The organism is Micromonospora inyonensis (genome assembly GCF_900091415.1).
GTDB classification, from domain to species: Bacteria; Actinomycetota; Actinomycetes; order Mycobacteriales; family Micromonosporaceae; genus Micromonospora; species Micromonospora inyonensis.
Map to the genome: position 1 here is coordinate 2593284 of NZ_FMHU01000001.1, position 16229 is coordinate 2609512.

The 16229-nt window shown below is 73.8% G+C and carries 13 protein-coding genes; 7 read left to right on the forward strand and 6 right to left on the reverse strand.

Annotation, left to right across the window (positions count from 1 at the left end; genetic code table 11):
- Positions 1 to 5: 5 nt before the first annotated feature.
- A complete protein-coding gene (locus GA0074694_RS11730; protein ID WP_091456897.1) occupies positions 6 to 689 on the forward strand; it encodes a DUF4272 domain-containing protein in 684 nt (227 codons plus the stop codon).
- Between the two features lie 102 nt (positions 690 to 791).
- Here the strand turns inward: GA0074694_RS11730 and GA0074694_RS11735 are convergent, their stop codons facing one another.
- Positions 792 to 1736: a putative RNA methyltransferase gene (locus GA0074694_RS11735; protein ID WP_091459008.1), complete on the reverse strand. Its 945-nt coding sequence runs from the start codon at positions 1734 to 1736 to the stop codon at positions 792 to 794.
- 45 nt (positions 1737 to 1781) lie between these two features.
- Here GA0074694_RS11735 and GA0074694_RS11740 point away from each other — a divergent pair, with 45 nt between their 5' ends.
- The gene (locus GA0074694_RS11740; protein WP_091456899.1) at positions 1782 to 2861 is read left to right on the forward strand and encodes an adenosine deaminase; all 1080 of its coding nucleotides are present in this window, start codon (positions 1782 to 1784) and stop codon (positions 2859 to 2861) included.
- Between the two features lie 35 nt (positions 2862 to 2896).
- Here the strand turns inward: GA0074694_RS11740 and GA0074694_RS11745 are convergent, their stop codons facing one another.
- On the reverse strand, positions 2897 to 3502 hold the full coding sequence (locus GA0074694_RS11745) for a uridine kinase family protein (RefSeq protein ID WP_091456903.1): 606 nt from the start codon (positions 3500 to 3502) through the stop codon (positions 2897 to 2899).
- A 194-nt stretch (positions 3503 to 3696) separates the two neighbouring features.
- Here GA0074694_RS11745 and GA0074694_RS11750 point away from each other — a divergent pair, with 194 nt between their 5' ends.
- From GA0074694_RS11750 to GA0074694_RS11765, 4 genes are all read left to right on the forward strand, one after another.
- Positions 3697 to 6978, forward strand: a complete 3282-nt coding sequence (locus tag GA0074694_RS11750; RefSeq protein ID WP_091456906.1) for a sensor histidine kinase — start codon at positions 3697 to 3699, stop codon at positions 6976 to 6978.
- Entirely contained in the window at positions 6975 to 7379 is a 405-nt protein-coding gene (locus GA0074694_RS11755) for a roadblock/LC7 domain-containing protein (RefSeq protein WP_091456908.1), read from the forward strand. The genes GA0074694_RS11750 and GA0074694_RS11755 overlap by 4 nt, the downstream gene beginning before the upstream one ends.
- 102 nt (positions 7380 to 7481) lie before the next feature.
- Positions 7482 to 7859: a DUF742 domain-containing protein gene (locus GA0074694_RS11760; protein ID WP_088985313.1), complete on the forward strand. Its 378-nt coding sequence runs from the start codon at positions 7482 to 7484 to the stop codon at positions 7857 to 7859.
- A gap of 1 nt (position 7860) precedes the next feature.
- A complete protein-coding gene (locus tag GA0074694_RS11765) occupies positions 7861 to 8457 on the forward strand; it encodes a GTP-binding protein (RefSeq protein WP_088980735.1) in 597 nt (198 codons plus the stop codon).
- Positions 8458 to 8701: 244 nt separating this feature from the next.
- Here the strand turns inward: GA0074694_RS11765 and GA0074694_RS11770 are convergent, their stop codons facing one another.
- Positions 8702 to 11080: a serine/threonine-protein kinase gene (locus GA0074694_RS11770; protein WP_091456912.1), complete on the reverse strand. Its 2379-nt coding sequence runs from the start codon at positions 11078 to 11080 to the stop codon at positions 8702 to 8704.
- A gap of 55 nt (positions 11081 to 11135) precedes the next feature.
- Positions 11136 to 12092, reverse strand: coding sequence for a DNA primase (locus GA0074694_RS11775; protein ID WP_091456915.1), 957 nt, complete (start codon positions 12090 to 12092; stop codon positions 11136 to 11138).
- Positions 12093 to 12208: 116 nt separating this feature from the next.
- Here GA0074694_RS11775 and GA0074694_RS11780 point away from each other — a divergent pair, with 116 nt between their 5' ends.
- Complete coding sequence (locus GA0074694_RS11780) at positions 12209 to 12550, forward strand: PadR family transcriptional regulator (protein ID WP_091459010.1); 342 nt, start codon at positions 12209 to 12211, stop codon at positions 12548 to 12550.
- 107 nt (positions 12551 to 12657) lie between these two features.
- Here the strand turns inward: GA0074694_RS11780 and cydC are convergent, their stop codons facing one another.
- Together cydC and cydD are read right to left on the reverse strand one after the other, a co-directional pair.
- Positions 12658 to 14463, reverse strand: a complete 1806-nt coding sequence (cydC, locus tag GA0074694_RS11785; RefSeq protein WP_091456919.1) for a thiol reductant ABC exporter subunit CydC — start codon at positions 14461 to 14463, stop codon at positions 12658 to 12660.
- Positions 14460 to 16226 (reverse strand): thiol reductant ABC exporter subunit CydD, encoded by a 1767-nt coding sequence (gene cydD, locus GA0074694_RS11790; protein ID WP_091456922.1) that lies wholly within the window; start codon positions 16224 to 16226, stop codon positions 14460 to 14462. The genes cydC and cydD overlap by 4 nt, the downstream gene beginning before the upstream one ends.
- Between the last annotated feature and the right edge of the window lie 3 nt (positions 16227 to 16229).

The following is a 16229-nucleotide window of genomic DNA, read 5'->3' on the forward strand; positions in this document are numbered from 1 at the left end:
CCGAGGTGACCGCCGTACCCGTACCCGATCCGGGGGCCGTCCGTGAGGCGAGCCTCGACGAGCTGGGCCGGCTCGGACTGCCCCTGCCGCCGGAGAACTTCCCGCTGGTGTGGGAGTCGGGGGACGAGGTCGAGCTGCGGCCGACCGTGGAGGTCGAGGCGCGGATCGCCGTACTCCACCTGATCCTGGCCCGCTGCTTCGGGATGTCCACCGAGGCGGCGATGAGCTGGCTGCTCGCCTCGCGGCTGGTGGACTCGGTCACCCCACCGGAATGGGACTTCGTCACCGCCGGCAAGGGCGACCACCGGTCGTTCGTCCTGCACCACGACGCCCTCTTCGCGCTGACCTGGGTGCTCGGCCTGACCAGGCAGCTCGACCCGTCCCTGCCGGTCGACCAGGACCTGGTCGCGAAGTTGCCGAACATCGTCGGCGGGGAGACCTTCGACAGGTGGCGGGGACGGCTGCTCGTCGCCCCGCAGCATCCGGCCGACGCGGCGGCCCTGCTGGACCTGCACTACTGCCTGGACTGGGCGTACCTGAAGTCGGAGCGGGAAGGGCTGCCGCTGCCGGGGGAGATCGACTCGCACTCCATCGGGCAGCGACGGTGGGCGCTGGAGTGGGCCGTGGTGCTGCGCGGCCAGTACCACGACCCGCCCCCGGGGTGGGAAGAGGTCGACCTCTCCACCTGAGACCGCCGACCGGCTCCCCGGGACGCCCGGCTCTCTGCTCGGGCCGCCCGGTCCGGCTCTCTGCTCGGGGCGGTCGACGGTTCCGCTCGGGACGGTCGTCGGTCAGGCCGGGCGGTAGCGGGACAGCTGGACGGCGGCGGTCACCGTGACCGGCTCGGCCAGGGCGGCGATCCGCGCGGCGATCCGGGCCGGCTCGGTGTGCCAGGCGCTCGGCCCCATCCCCACCAGCGTCTCGACCTCCGACCGGGTCAGCGTGAGCCGCGCCCGGTGTTGCGTGGTGCCGATCCCGGTGAAGTGGCCGGCCAGGCTGCCGGCCACCCGCTCGGCCTTCGCCGGGTCCACCCGCAGCAGGTCGAGCGCGTCGACCAGTTCGGCCAGATGATCCGCGACCGGCGTGACCACCAGCAGCGTGCCGGTCGGGTCGAGGACGCGGCGGAACTCCGCCCCGTTGCGGGGGGCGAAGACGTTCACCAGCACGGCCACCGAGGCATCAGCCAGCGGAAGCCGTTGCCAGGTGTCGGCGAGTGCCGCGCCGGCCCGGGGGTGGGCGCGGGCCGCGCGGCGCAACGCCGGCTTCGAGACGTCGAGCGCCAGGCCCACGGCGTCGGGCAGCGCCGCCAGCACCGCGGCCAGGTGCCGGCCGGTGCCCGCCCCCGGCTCCACCACCAGCGGGTACGCCCCACCGGCCGGCACCGTGTCGGTCGGTGTCGGCCGAGCCGGGGCCGGGTCGGTCGGCGTCGCCCGGTCGGTCGGCGTTCCGGTGCTCGGCCGGTGGTCGGCCAGTGCCCGTGCGGCGGCGTCGGCGAGCGCCGACGAGACCACGTCGTAGTGTCCGGCAGCGAGGAAGTCCGCCCGGGCGGCGACCATCGCGGCACTGTCCCCGGTGTGCGGGGTGCGCCCGGCCAGCAGGTTCACGTACCCCTGGCGGGCGATGTCGAAGCTGTGGCCGCGTGGGCAGCGCAGGGCCTGCGCGGTGCCGGCGGTGGCCGACGCGAGCGACCCGGCGCAGACCGGACAGCGCAGCCGGCTGACGATCTCCGGATCCACGGAGGCCATCGTACGGTCCGTGCGGCGGCTGACTAGTGTCTGAGCATGGTCGCGATCGGATACGAGGACATCGTCAAGGTCCCGAAGGCGTTGCTGCACGATCACCTCGACGGCGGCCTGCGGCCGGCGACGGTGGTCGAGCTGGCCGCCGAGGTGGGCCACGAGCTGCCCACCACCGACCCGGAGGCGCTGGGCCGGTGGTTCGTCGAGGCGGCGGACTCCGGCTCACTGGAGCGTTACCTGGAGACCTTCGCCCACACGGTGTCGGTCATGCAGACCGCTTCGGCGTTGACCCGGGTGGCCCGGGAGTGCGCGCTCGACCTGGCCGCCGACGGGGTGGTCTACGCCGAGGTGCGGTTCGCACCCGAGCAGCACCTGGAGCAGGACCTCACCCTCGACCAGGTGGTCGAGGCGGTGCTCGCCGGTTTCGCCGAGGGCAGTGAGCTGGCCGCCCGTGCCGGCACCCCGATCCGGGTCGGCACGCTGCTCACCGCGATGCGGCACGCCGCCCGGTCGCAGGAGATCGCCGAGCTGGCCGTCCGGCACCGGGACACCGGCGTGGTCGGCTTCGACATCGCCGGTGCCGAGGCGGGCTTCCCGCCCACCCGGCACCTGGACGCCTTCGAGTACCTCCAGCGGGAGAACTTCCACTTCACCATCCACGCCGGTGAGGCGTTCGGCCTGCCGTCGATCTGGCAGGCGATCCAGTGGTGCGGCGCGGACCGCCTCGGGCACGGGGTGCGGATCGTCGACGACATCACCGTCGGCGACGACCATCCGCAGCTCGGCCGGCTGGCCGCGTACGTGCGGGACAAGCGGATCCCGCTGGAGCTGTGCCCGTCGTCCAACGTGCAGACCGGTGCCGCGCCGTCGATCGGCGAACACCCGATCGGCCTCCTGCGCGACCTGCGGTTCCGGGTCACGGTCAACACCGACAACCGACTGATGAGCGGCACCTCGATGTCGCGGGAGATGGCGCTGCTGGTGGACGCCTTCGGCTACGGCTGGAAGGAACTCCAGTGGTTCACCATCAACGCGATGAAGAGCGCCTTCATCCCGTTCGACGAGCGGCTCAGGATCATCGACGACGTCATCAAGCCGGCGTACGCGAAGCTGCTCTCCTGAGCCCGGCCGCCCGCCCGGTGGCGGCCGGGTGGGGCTCAGGGTTGGTGCGGGTGGCCGGAGAGCAACGCGGCCACCCGCCGCAACACCTCCCGTGCCTTCGCCGCCTCCGCGCCCAGTCCGGTCTGCCGGCGCAACACCGCGGGTTCCTCGCGCAGCAACGTCAGGCCGCGGCGGAGGAGCACCCGCGGTGCCTTGCGCTGTTCCGCCAGGTCCCGGCTCAGGCGGCGGACGAAAGTCGCGCCACGCGGCCGGCGAAGAGCGTATGCACCGGCGAGAAGGCCCAGCTCACGGCATTCGGCGACGATCTCGGCGGCGAAAATCCCTTCGGCGACGAAGAATGGCGACCCGGCGAGATCGAATGTCCGGGTGGCTACTCGACGGTCTTCGCCGATCGCATAAACCGGCACTTCGGCCTTGCCGTCGTGAGCCAGTCGAGCAATGGTTTCCACGGCGGACCCGGCATCCCAGGCGTGCGGCGAATCCCAGTCGATTCGGCCGTGTCGGCGGGGCAACGTAGGATCGTCGCCATTCTTGTAGAAATCGTCCAGGCAGAGCACCGGAAGTCCGGTTCGGTGCGCGATGTAGGACTTTCCGGAGCCCGAAGGGCCGGCGAGCAGGACGACACGGTGCGGGGTTTCCATTACGGTAGGTGACTCCGGCCAGACGGGCTGCGATCAAACTGTCTCAACATCTCATCACACTCCCGGCGAGGGACAACCTGGGCTTTCTCTTTGAGAGGCGGCGTGATGGAATCTCGGAGGTCCGACCCGTCGGGTCGGTCGCTGGGCGTTGCCCGGAGCAACGCGGCGGATGCTGAGATCGCGAGGGCGGTGACGTGAGCAAACGACCAAAGACGGCGGGCTCCTTCCTGTCGCGAATGCGCCGGCCAGCTGGTCGGCTTCGCGACATGCCGATCTGGTCGAAGCTCGGCCTCATCATGATCGTGCCGATCATCGCCACAGTCGTCGTCGGCACCAACGGTCTGATCGATCACCTGGACACGCTGAACAACGCAAACCGCGCGGGTGACCTGGCGAACCTCACCGGCTACTCCGGTGAGCTGGTCGACACCCTCCAGGACGAGCGGGCCGCCGCGGTGCTGCTGCTCGGAGCGAACGCCCAGACCCGGGAGCAGTACAACAAGGCCTACACCGAGGTGCACCAGCGGGTCGACCGGGCCCGGGGGCCGTACTCCCGGCAGCGGGCCGGACTCGACGGGCTGCCCAACAACTTCGAGAAGGTCCTCGACCGGATCGACCAGGGCCTCGGAGACCTGCCCGGCACCCGTAGCCAGGTCTTCAACAACAAGCTCCCGCTCACCGACGCGGCCCGGTCCTACGAGGGTCTGATCAACGACCTGCTGGACATCCGGGACTCGGCGAGCCAGCTCGCCGGGGACACCGACCTGAGTGAGCGGATGCGCGCCGTGGCCGCCAGCGCCCGGGCCAAGGAGTTCCTCTCGGTCCGCCGGGTCGTGGTGCACCGGGCGCTGATCCAGGGCTCGATGAGCCCGGTGCTCCGCACCGACTACATCGCCACCGGCACCGGACAGCAGCAGGCCCTACAGAGTTTCCAGGCGGTCGCCAACCAGGCCGAGTCCGAGCTGTACCAGCAGACCGTCGCCGGCTCGGACCAGCGCCAGGTCGAGAACTACCTCGGCTGGATCAACGGCAACACCACCGACAGCATGACCGGTGCGCCGTTCGGGGCGAACGAGTGGGACGCCGCGATGGTCGCGAACGCCAAGTTGATCCGTACCGTCGAGGCCGAGCTCGACGGCGACGTGGTCCGCCTGGCCGACCAGCTCCGCTCCGACGTGCAGCGTCGGGTCTTCCTGGAGACCGGCCTGCTGCTCAGCATGCTGCTGTTGGCGATCTTCTTCGCCTACCTGGTGGCCCGGTCGATGGCCCGCTCCCTGCGTGACCTGCGGCAGGGCGCGCTCTCCATCGCCCAGTACGGCCTGCCCCATGCGGTGGCCCGGCTGCGGGACCCGAAGGTCACCGGTCAGCTCACCCCGATGCAGCTCGCCAACCAGATCGCCGAGCCGCTCCCGGTGCGCAGCAAGGACGAGTTCGGCCAGGTGACCGAGGCGTTCAACGCCGTCCACCTGGAGGCGGTCCGGACGGCGGCCGAGCAGGCCGCGCTCCGCGCCTCCGTCGCGACCATGTTCGTCAACCTGGCCCGCCGGTCCCAGATCCTGGTCGACCGGCTGATCGGCCACCTGGACCGGCTCGAGCGCGGCGAGGAGGACCCGGACCGGCTGGCCGAGCTGTTCCAGCTCGACCACCTGGCCACCCGGATGCGCCGCAACGACGAGAACCTCCTGGTCCTCGCCGGTGCGGACTCCACCCGGGTACAGCGGCAGCCGGCCGCCCTGATCGACGTGCTCCGGGCCGCGCAGTCCGAGGTGGAGCACTACACCCGGATCGAGTTCGGTGTGATCGACCGGGACCTCGAGGTCGCCGCGCACGCCGTCAACGACCTGGTCCACCTGGTCGCCGAGCTGTTCGACAACGCCACCGCGTTCTCCCCGCCGGACTCCCAGGTCATGGTGGAGGCCCGCCGGGTGGGCGACCGCGCCTCCCTCTACGTCGAGGACCGGGGCATCGGCATCAGTGCCGAGCAGCTCGCCGACCTGAACCAGCGGCTCGCCACGCCGCCGCAGGTGGACGTCGCGGTCTCCCGGATGATGGGCCTGGTCGTGGTCGCCCGGCTGGCCGCCCGGCACGGGGTCCGGGTCGAGCTGCGGCCCGGCACCGAGCGGGGCATGGTCGCCGAGGTAGACCTGCCCATCTCGGTCCTGGTGCCGCGTACGCTCTCCGGTCGGGTGCAGCAGCCGGCGGGGCTGCCCGCCCCCGGCCCCGCTCCGGCCACCCCGCTGCCCACCATCGGTACGCTGCCGGCGCTGGGCAACGCCCCGTCGCCGGCACCGGCACCGCGCCCCGGAGGCTCCGGCAACCAGGTCACCCTCGGTGGACGGCCGTTCGAGCCCGGGCCGCGCAACGGCACGCCGGGCAGCACCGGCCGGCCGCTGCCCGCATGGTCCGACCTGACCGGTGTGGACGTCCGGGCCAACGGCAGCGACGCCTTCACTCCGCGTCCGGCCACCGGGCAGCAGGCGGACGCGCTGCCGCAGCGCCGCGCGACCGCTGACGAGGAGCCCACCGGGGGCGGTCAGCCGCCGGTCTCCGGTCCGCCGATGTCGGCCCCGCCCGTGTCCGCACCGCCGCCCCGGCCGGCCCCGGCCGCACCGGCTCCGCCGGCCTGGCCGCCGGTGGCCGGGACGGAGCGGGAGGTACCCACCCCACCCGTGCCCGAGCGGCTCGCCGCGGCGCTCGACATGACCACCGAGTTGCCCCGGCTGCCGCGTTCGGCAGGGGATCCGCCGGCCGCTCCGAACGGCCCTTCCGCCCCGGCCGGACAGCCGGCGTCCGCTCCGGCGGTCCACGGCCGGCAGCGGTACGCGGACGAGACGATGGAACTGCCGATCTTCCGGGAGCTGGAATCCGCCTGGTTCCGCACCCGGCGATCGGTCAACGACGAGACGGCCGGCGGTGCCCGGGCCTCCCTCGGGGGCCCTGACGACGCCCGGACGCAGCAGTTCGCTGCGGTCGAGCGGAGCCGTCCGGCTGTCCAGAAACCAGCAGGGACGACAGGTAACGCACCGATGGCAACGAACACCGGAGGCACGTCGCACGACAACGGTGCGGCGACCAACGGGAGCGACGGTTCCGCGTACGCCGAGAGCCTTGCCGGCCGGCGCACCCCGCAGCCGACCGGCGGTTGGCAGACCGCGGCGGACGACGGCTGGCGTGCCGCCATCGCGGCCAAAGAGGTGCCGGTGGTCGAGACCACGCAGACCGGCCTGCCCAAGCGGGTCCCCATGGCGCAGCTCGTGCCGGGTGGGGTCGAGAAGCCGGTGACGTCTGTGCAACGCCGTACGCCGGAGGCGGTACGCGGACTTCTCTCGGCATACCATCGTGGCGTGCAACGCGGCCGAAGCAACCACGCGGACAGCCCCTCGTCCGGCCTGGAGGCGGCTCCGGGCAGGCAGCAGTCCTCGCAGTCTGGCTCAGGCCCACTGGCCGGGAGCAGGCAGAAGGAGCATGAAGGATGACAACTACGCAGGATCTCGGTTGGCTGCTGGCCAACTTCGCCGACCGGGTGCCCGGCGTCGCGCATGCGGTCGCCGTCTCCGCGGACGGTCTGCTCCTCGCGTCGTCACGGGACCTGCCGCGTGACCGCGCCGACCAGTTGGCGGCGATCTCGTCCGGCCTGGTCAGCCTCACCCAGGGAGCGGCTCGCTGCTTCGAGGGTGGTGCGGTGCTCCAGACAGTGGTCGAGATGGACAATGGCTTCCTGTTCCTCATGTCCATCTCCGACGGGTCGTCGTTCGCGGTGCTCGCTGCCAGGAGCTGTGACGTGGGGCAGGTCGGGTACGAAATGGCGCTGCTGGTCGACCGGGTCGGCGACGCGTTGACCCCGCAGCCGCGCGCCGCCGCGGGAATGCTGGGTTGACACGGGCGCTGACCGTAGGGTCGGCGGACCAACTACGAATGAGTCGACGGGTTCCACCGCAGCGAGTCGGTGGCGGGTACGCGGAAGGAGGTGAGCGGCGACATGGTCGATCGTGACGAGCCGACCGGCGCACTGGTCCGTCCATACGCCGTCACCCGCGGTCGTACCCGTCCCCGCCTCGACATCGCGCTGGAAGCGCTCGTCGAGACGACGGTGCGCGGTCGGACTGCTGCCAACGGCAACGGTGGTCAGGGCCGGGAGCACCAGTACATCGCCGCGCTGTGTGACGGCCGGCTGCAGTCACTCGCCGAGATCGCGGCGCGGATGCAGCTGCCACTCGGGGTGGCCCGGGTGCTCATTGCCGACATGGCTACGGACGGCCTGGTCGCGGTGCACGAGCCGACCATCCTGGACGACTCCGACGACGCGGTGGGCACTGAACTGCTGGAGAGGGTGCTGAGTGGACTTCGCAGGCTCTGACATGTCGCACCGGCCGCCGACTCCGTCGAGCGGGCGCGTGACATCGGCGAAGATCGTAATCGCCGGTGGGTTCGGCGTTGGCAAGACGACGCTGGTCGGCTCGGTTTCGGAGATCACGCCACTGACCACCGAGGCGATCATGACCTCGGCCGGTGTGGGCGTCGACGACACTCGGCAGGTGCCGGGCAAGACGACGACCACGGTGGCGATGGACTTCGGTCGTATCTCGATCGACCGTGACCTGATCCTGTACCTCTTCGGTACACCGGGTCAGACGCGGTTCTGGTTCATGTGGGACGAACTGGTCCGGGGCGCCATCGGCGCCGTGGTCCTGGTGGACACCCGCCGGTTGGCCGACTGCTTCGCGGCCATCGACTTCTTCGAGCACCGGCGGTTGCCGTACCTGATCGCCATCAACTGCTTCGACGGGATGCAGTACCACGACCCGCAGGACGTCCGGGACGCGTTGGCGATCTCCCCGGAGGTGCCGGTGGTCGCCTGTGACGCCCGGCAGCGGGAGTCGACCAAGCACGTGCTGATCTCGCTGGTCGAGTACGTGCTCACCATGCGGCGCTCGCGCGCGGTCGCCCCGGCCTGATCGACCCACGCACCGCCCGGTGCCGGCTCCGGCCGGCGCCGGGCGGTGCGTCGTCTTCGGTGGCGGTACGGCGCACGCAGCCTTGAACGGGCCGGTACGCCGAGTCGCCGTGCCGCCCCGGGGCGGTCCGCCAACGGCCTCCGCCGGGCGACACCGCTGCGGGCCTACCGCAGAAGTGCCGCCCGTGACCAGCCACCGTCACGTGCCGGAGCGGGGCGCGCCGGACGGAAGCGGCTCGGTCGGGTCAGGAGCGGTGGCCGGCGGAGCGGTACTCGTACTCCCGGTCGTCGTCGCGGTCGCCGTGGTCGCGGGTGAAGTCCCAGCCACCGGCGGCCTCACGACCCGGCCGACCGCCCACCGCGAATCCGCCGATCTCCTGCCCGCGACGCCAGCCCCGGAAGTAGCCGGTGGTGTTCTCGGCGATGCGCGCCGCGTCCCGGACGATCCGCAGCGGACGTTCCTCGCGCAGCGGCGAGCCGGGCACCAGGTTGGCCTGGGGGACCCGCCGGGGGAGCCCGGCCGGCGTCTCGTCTCCCTTGACCGGCTTCGCCGCCTGCTCCGCGGCCTGCCAGCCGCTGTCGGCCGTGCTGGACCATTCGAGGTCGGTGTCGTCCGAGTGCCCGACGAACCAGGCGGACTTGGCCTGGGCGAAGATGAGCAGGTCACCGTCGTTCTCGTCGGAGACCGGCGGCCGGCGGCGCTCGGCGGTGGGCCGCTCGGGGAGACGGGGTGCGTCCTTCCGGTCCACCAGCCGCAGCGGCGGGTTCTCCGGGCGGGAAGCAGCCGGGGGATTGACGACGGTCCGGTCGTCGGCCGGGGCCACGAACCCGGTGCGGGCGTTGCGGTCGGCGTTCGGGCCGACGGGGTCGCCGCCGCGCTCGGTACGCGGGGCGGTCCGGGGGCCAGGGGCCGACTGCGCGTCCGCCTGGCCGGGCACCTGCTGCTCCACCAGGCGCAGCATCGGTGGCTCCGGGGGCAGGTCGTCCGCCAGCCAGGGCGGGGTGACCCGGCCCTCCGGGCGCCCCGGGTCGGTGTGCGCGTCGATCTGCCGCTCGCCCCGCTCGTGGGCGGACTGCGCGACCGGGTTGCGGGGCGAACTGTCGGCCGGGTCCTCCGGGTTGTTGACCAGTGGCCAGTTGGCCCGGGACCCCGGTGGCGGTGCCTCCTGCTCCGGGTTCGGCACCGGCACGCTGAGGTCGGTGACCGCGAACCCGCCGGTCGGGGAGTCCCCGGTGGTCTTCGGACGCGGCGGGATGATGGTCCGTTGCCGCTCGGCCCGGGCGTTGTTGATCGCGGCCGTGGTCAGGGTGGGACGGAACGGCTCACCCGCGTCGGCCGGCGAGTTGCCCCGCTGGGCCGGAGCGATCGGGGTGATGCCGGGCGGGGGTGGCGGCGGCGCGGACACCGGCCGGTTCGTCGGCCCGTCCACCCGGCGGGCCGCCGGGAGAACCGGGGTGTCGCCTCGCCCCGGCGCGCCGTTGACCGGCGGCTTGACCGAGGCTGCCGGAGTGACCGGAGCTGGCGCGGAGGGTGGCGGCGCGACCGGGGCCGGAGCCACCGGGGGCGGGCCGAGCGGACGCGGCGGAGTGGGCAGACCGCCACCGACGGGTTCCGGCCGGCTACGTCGCCCGGTCGGCTGCGGCGGGGCCGGGTCGACGGCGCGGAGTCCGCCGCCGGTGCCCACCTCGGTGCGGGCGTCGACCGGCGCGGCGCGCCGACCGGACACCGGGGTGGGGGCGCTGATCCGGGCACCGAGCGCCCCGACGAGGGCGTCGCACCCGGCGTCGCAGGCGCGGACGGCGGCGACGGCCTGGCGTACCGTCTCCGCCACCGCGGAGGTGAGCGCCCGGCTGACCGCCGCCCGGCGCGGGGTCTCGGTGATGGCCACCCGCAGCGCGGTCACCGCGTCGTTGATCGAGTCGGCGTCGGCCACCCCGTCGGCGGCCAGGTGGGCGACGATGGCGTCCGCGGCGACCGAGACGTCCCGGCCACGGGCGACGGTGCCGCCCAGCATGCCGGGCTCCGGGAGGGCGTCGAGCACGGCCAGCGAGACCGGCTCGGCCGGGTCGGGGTAGGCGCGCAGGGCGGCCGGATAGAGCTCGCGCAGCACCTCACGCAGGGCCACCGCGGCGGTGTGCCGGCCGTTGGCGAGCGCGGCGTGCGCGGCCAGGACCTGCTTGTATCCGGCGAGGTCGCGGGGGGCCGGCAGGGTGACCGCGGAGAGCGCGCCGGCCTGGAGCGCGCGGGCCAGCCCGACCGCCCGGCGCTGCGCCGGCGGCGACTGCATCTCCTCCAGCGAGTCGTCGTCGGCGAACCGTTCGGCGAAGTCGTCGACGGAGTCGTCGTCGGCTATCGCGAGCGGCCGACCGGCCGCGCTGAGCAGCGAGGTGACCGTGTGGTCGTCGCTGTCGGCGGCGATCGCCGCACCGCTCGGGCCGCCTGACCGTTCCACGAGCAACGCCACGAGCCGGGCGTAGCCGGCCGGATCGTCGCCGATCTCGCAGACGTGGAGCAGCCGGCCTGCGTCGTCGACCACGGCGGACGTCAGCGTCGAACTGGCCGAAGCCGGTCGGTCTGCTGAGTCGGCCGAGGCAAGACCGCAGTACACGCGCACAAGCGCCACGGCGTCGTCCTCCTCCCGGGTTTCTGTGCCAGAGACTGATGCTCCCTGTTACAGCTCAGTCGCGCCAGTCCACGACCGCAGAGATCTTCCCGACAATGGTCCGCCACCCCAGGCTGGCGGTCTGGGCGCCGATTTTCTTCAGCCGCCGACGGCCCATGAAGCCCCCGATCCCGCCGCCGACCGTGGCGCGCAGGGCCTCGTCCAGGTCGTCCAGACTGGACCCGGCGGAGAGCATGTCGAGCACAGCGGGGAGCCGCAGCGCGTACGCCAGGTCGCGGGCCACCTCGCCGGCCTCGATGAGCAGGGTCGCGTCCCAGGTGTCGTGCCCGCCGCGCAGGTTCTCCACCACGAGGTCGAGCTCGTAGGCGTCCTCGTCGAGGGGGACGATGTCCGCCGGTTCCACCCGTTCGGACAGTTCATCCCAACTGTCCAGTTGGGACATGTCGTGCGGAGCGCCGGAGCGGACGAAGCTCACCAGGGACTCGGGCGTCTTGAACAACAGCAGCCGACCCCGGTGGCTGAGGAAGACGGGCACCTCCTCGTCGCCGGCGGCGTCCTCGTCCTCGGTCTCGTCCTCGGCGTCCGCCTCGGGCTCGTCGTCCTTCCGGGCGGCCTTCTTCTCTTCCTCGTCGGCCTCGGCGAACTCATCCGCGAGCTCCTCGTCGAGGATCACGACGGTCTCGTCGTCCTCATCCTCCTCGACGACCTCCCGGCCGCGGGCCAGGAACGGGTCGTCGGAGTCCCGCTCGGCGACGTCGGTGGGGGTCAGCTCCCGGGCCGGCCGGTACGCGCGCAGCGTGAAGCCGGAACCGGCCGGCAGCGCGATCTCCACCGGGGCGATCCGCAGCTCCTCCCAGAGCGACCGGTCCGGCTCGCCGGCACTGGCGACGGTGTCGCCGGCCTCCTCCGGCTCGGTCGGTGCGGTCGCTTCGTCGAGCTGGGGCTCGTCGGCGTCGGGCCGTTGGGGCGACTGGCGGGCCACGCTGACCTCCGTGTGCTTCGGGCTGCCCACCCGGCGGTAGTCCGTGCCGCCGGGTGACTCTGCGCACATACCCTAGTGGGCGATCCGGCGGGACCGGTGCCCGCACCCCGTTGGCTACGTCCCGGACAGTCAGTAGCGTGGGTGTCGTGAAGGGCCAGACGCTGCACGGACACCTCGACGCCCTGCTCCTGGCGGTGCTCGAGGATGGTGCGCTGCACGGATACGCGATCATCGAGGCGCTCCGGGTCCGTAGCGGCGGCAGCCTGGATCTGCCCACCGGCACGACCTACCCGGCGCTGCGCCGGCTGGAACGCGCCGGCTACGTGGCCAGCTCCTGGCACACCGTCAACGGGCGGGAGCGGCGTACGTACCAGCTCACCGACGCGGGGCGGCGGGCGCTGGCTGGCGAGCGGGCCGGCTGGCGTGAGTTCAGCTCCACCGTCGGGCGGTTCCTCGACCCGGACGCGCCGCCGCCGGCCACGGCCTGACCCGACCGGCCCGGACGCGCCACCGCCGACGGCCTGACCCCGACCGGCCCGGCGACCGCCTGCCCCGGCCCGGGCGTGTCGCCGGTCCGCCGCCGGTCCGCCCTCGGTCAGGGGGCCAGGGCCAGGTAGCCCTGTTCGGCCGCAGCCTGGATCAGCCACTGGTCGCGGTACCAGCCGGGCGTCGCCACCAACTCGTCGTGGCGCCCCCGCTGTACCACCCGGCCGGCGTCCAGCACCACGACCTCGTCGAAGCCGGCGAGGCCGCTGAGCCGATGGCTGATCAGCAGCACCGAGTGCTCGGCGGGCACCGCGGCCAGCGTCGAGGCGAGCACCGCGTCGGCGGCGACCGGGTCGAGTCCCTCGGTTGGTTCGTCCAGCACCAGCAGACCCGGCGCGGCCACCAGCGCCCGGGCCAGCGCCAGCCGCTGCCGCTGGCCGCCGGAGAGCTGCCCGCCGTCCTCGCCGACCACGGTGTCCCACTGCTCCGGTTGATCGCGTACCCAGTCGAGCAGCCCGGCCGCCCGGGCGGCCGAGTCGAGCGCCGCGTCGTCGGCCCCACTGCGGCCGAGGAGGAGGTTCTCCCGGACGGTGGCGTGGAAGACGTGCGCCTCGGCCAACAGGCCGCCGATGGCCTGGGGCAGTTCCTCCGCCTGGTACGCCGACAGCTCGACCCCGTCCAGGGTCACCCGGCCCCGGTCCGGTGGCACCACGCCGGTGAGCACGGCCGCCAGCGTGCTCTTGCCGGCCCCGCTCGGCCCGACGACGGCGACCCGGCGGCCGGCGGAAAGATCGAGGTCCACCCCGTCCAGCGCGGGTGGGGCACCGTCCCGGTAACGGACGCTCACCCGGTCGAGGCGTACGTGGTGTCCGGCTGCGCCGGGCACCGGCCGGTCCCCGGTCGACGGGGCATCCGTCGGGGCGGTCAGCAACGCGGCGACCCGGCTCAGCCCGGCCCGCAGCCCGGTCCACTGGCGAGCGGCCCCGACCAGCGCCGACGTCACCTCCGCAGCGGCGAGGGTGCCCACCGCGAGGACTCCGACCAGCACCCCGGAGACGTCGGCCCGGAGGGCGGCGACCACGACCGCCGCGCAGGTCGCCCCGGCGACCAGCACGCCGAGGGCGTCCACCGCGAAGCCGGTGGTGGCGAGGCGACGCTCCAACCGGGCGAGCCGGTCGGCCCGCTCGGTCGCCGCGCGCAGGGCCGCACCGGTCGCCCCGAAGGCGGCCAGGTCGGCGGCACCGTGGGTCAGGTCCACCGCGTCCGAGGCGAGCGCGCCGCGCAGCGGTGCCACCTCGGCGGCACCGCGCCGGGTCAGCACCGCGGCCAGCAGCGGCAGCGCGCCGCCGACCACCAGCAGACCCACCGCGAGCCAGCCGGCCGCTGCCGGGGACACCAGCGCCGCCCCGACGACCGCGAGCACGCTCACCAGGGCCGCCGCCGCTCCCGGTACGAGCACCCGCAGCAGCAGGTCCTGGACGGTGTCCACGTCGGAGACCAGCCGGCTCAGGGTGTCCCCGGAGCGCTGCTCGGCGGTCGGCCGGCGGGCCGCGAGAGTGGCGAAGACCCGGGCGCGCACGTCGGTGACGATGCGGAGCACCGCGTCGTGCCCGGCGAGCCGTTCGGTGTAGCGCAGCACGCCCCGGCCGATCGCGAGCGCCCGGACCGCGACGATCGCCACGGTCAGCCGGTCCAGGGGCGGCCGGCCGGCGGCGCTCATCAGCAGCCAGGTGGCGGTGGCCATGAGGGCCAGGGCGGCCAGTTCGGTGGCGGTGGCGAGCAGGCCCGCGCCGAGCAGCCGGCGCAGGTACGGCCGGGCCAGCCGCAGGACGGCCCGTTCGGCCCCCAGTCGCCCCGACACCCCCGCCAGGGGCGTGGCGGATCCGTCCGGTGACCCGGCGTCCGGCTGGCTCATCCGACAACCTCTCCGGTCCGGGTGAGTTCGGTGACCCGCCCGTCGACCACCCGCAGGATCCGGTCGGCGTCGGCGAGCAACGCCGGACGGTGTGCCACCAGCAGAGCGGTACGCCCCGCGACGAGCCGACGGGTCGCGTCCAGCACCACGGCCTCCGAGGCGGTGTCGAGCCGGGCGGTGGGCTCGTCGAGCAGCACGACGGGGGCGTCCCGGAGGAACGCCCGGGCCAGCGCCACCCGCTGCCGCTGACCGCTGGAGAGGCCGTGGCCGCGTTCGCCGAGCCGGGTCTCCAGCCCGTCGGGCAGCGCGGAGACCACCTCGTCCAGCGCGGCGGCCCGGACCGCGGCGGCGAGCGCACCCGGACGGGTCTCCGGCGCGCCGAGGCGGATGTTGTCGGCCAGCGTGGCGGCGAACAGGTGGGCCCGCTGGGGCACCCAGGCCAGCCGGCGACGCCAGTCGTCCAGGTCGACGGTGGACAGGTCGACGCCGTCCACGGTGACCCGGCCACTGGTCGGGGTGACGAAGCCCAGCAGGAGGCCGATCAGGGTGCTCTTGCCGGCCCCGCTCGGCCCGACGACGGCGATCCGTTCGCCGGGGCGGACGGTCAGCGTGACGTCCCGCAGCGCGATGGTCCGCTCGTAGGCCACGGTGACCGCCTCGAACCGGATCTCGCCGGGGTGGGGTGGTAGCAGGGGTCCCCTGCTACCGCTTTTTGTCGAACAGGGGGCCCCTGCAGGCACCTCGGCGGCAGGCACCTCACCAGCCGGCACCTCGGGGGCCGGTGCCTCATCTGTCGGTGCCTCAGGCGTGGCGTCCGCCCCCTCCAGCACGGCGAAGGCGTCGTTGAGTGCGCTCAGCCCCTCCATGCTGGCGTGGAACCGGGCACCGGCCGCCCGGAGGGGGAGGTACGCCTCCGGGGTGAGCAGGAGCACCAGCAGCGCGGTGGTGAGGGTGAGCCCGCCGCCGAGCAGCCGTACGCCGACCGGGACGGCGACCAGCGCCACCGAGAGGGTGGCGACCAGCTCCAGCACCAGCCCGGAGAGGAAGGCGATGCGCAGGGTGCGCATGGTGGCGACCCGGTGCCCGTCGGCCATCCGCCGCACCACGTCCACCTGGGCCCGCGCCCGGCCGAAGGCCCGCAGGGTGGCCAGCCCGGCCACCATGTCGAGGAAGTGCCCGCCGAGGCGGGAGAGGCGACGCCACTGCCGTTCCGTGGCGGCCTGCGCCTGCCAGCCGAGCAGCGCGCCGAAGATCGGGATCAGCGGCAGCGTCGCCAGGACGATCAGCGCCGAACTCCAGTCGGCGAGGACCAGCCGGGCCAGCACCGCGACCGGCACGGTGACGCTCAGCACGAGCTGGGGCAGGTAACCGGTGAAGTAGGCGTCCAGGGCGTCCAGGCCGCGCCCGGCCAGGGTGGCGAGCTGCCCGGCCCGTTGCCCGGCCACCCAGCCCGGTCCGTGCCGCCCCACCGCGCCGAGCAGGTCGGCGCGGAGGGTGGCCTTGACCGTCGCCGCGGCCCGTGCCGTCACCGTCCCCTGGGCCCAGACCACCGCCGCGCGGGCGGCGACCGCCGCGACGAGGCCGGCGAGCGCCCCCCGGTGCAGCCGCCCGTCGAAGGCGGTGGCGAGGAGGACGGCCAGCGCGGTGGCCTGGGCGACGACCAGGAGCGCGGTCAGTACGCCGAGCCCGCCGAGCACGGCGAGGTGACGCCGGACCGCGGGGACCCGGCGCAGCAGACGCGGGTCGAAGGGACGACGGTTCACCGA

What these genes read in the sequence shown, in the direction of transcription:
- GA0074694_RS11740 (WP_091456899.1), top strand. Translation starts at nt 1,782, where the DNA reads ATGGTCGCGATCGGATACGAGGACATCGTCAAGGTCCCGAAGGCGTTG.
- GA0074694_RS11745 (WP_091456903.1), bottom strand. Translation starts at nt 3,502, where the DNA reads ATGGAAACCCCGCACCGTGTCGTCCTGCTCGCCGGCCCTTCGGGCTCC.
- GA0074694_RS11755 (WP_091456908.1), top strand. Translation starts at nt 6,975, where the DNA reads ATGACAACTACGCAGGATCTCGGTTGGCTGCTGGCCAACTTCGCCGAC.
- GA0074694_RS11760 (WP_088985313.1), top strand. Translation starts at nt 7,482, where the DNA reads ATGGTCGATCGTGACGAGCCGACCGGCGCACTGGTCCGTCCATACGCC.
- GA0074694_RS11765 (WP_088980735.1), top strand. Translation starts at nt 7,861, where the DNA reads ATGTCGCACCGGCCGCCGACTCCGTCGAGCGGGCGCGTGACATCGGCG.
- cydC (WP_091456919.1), bottom strand. Translation starts at nt 14,463, where the DNA reads ATGAGCCAGCCGGACGCCGGGTCACCGGACGGATCCGCCACGCCCCTG.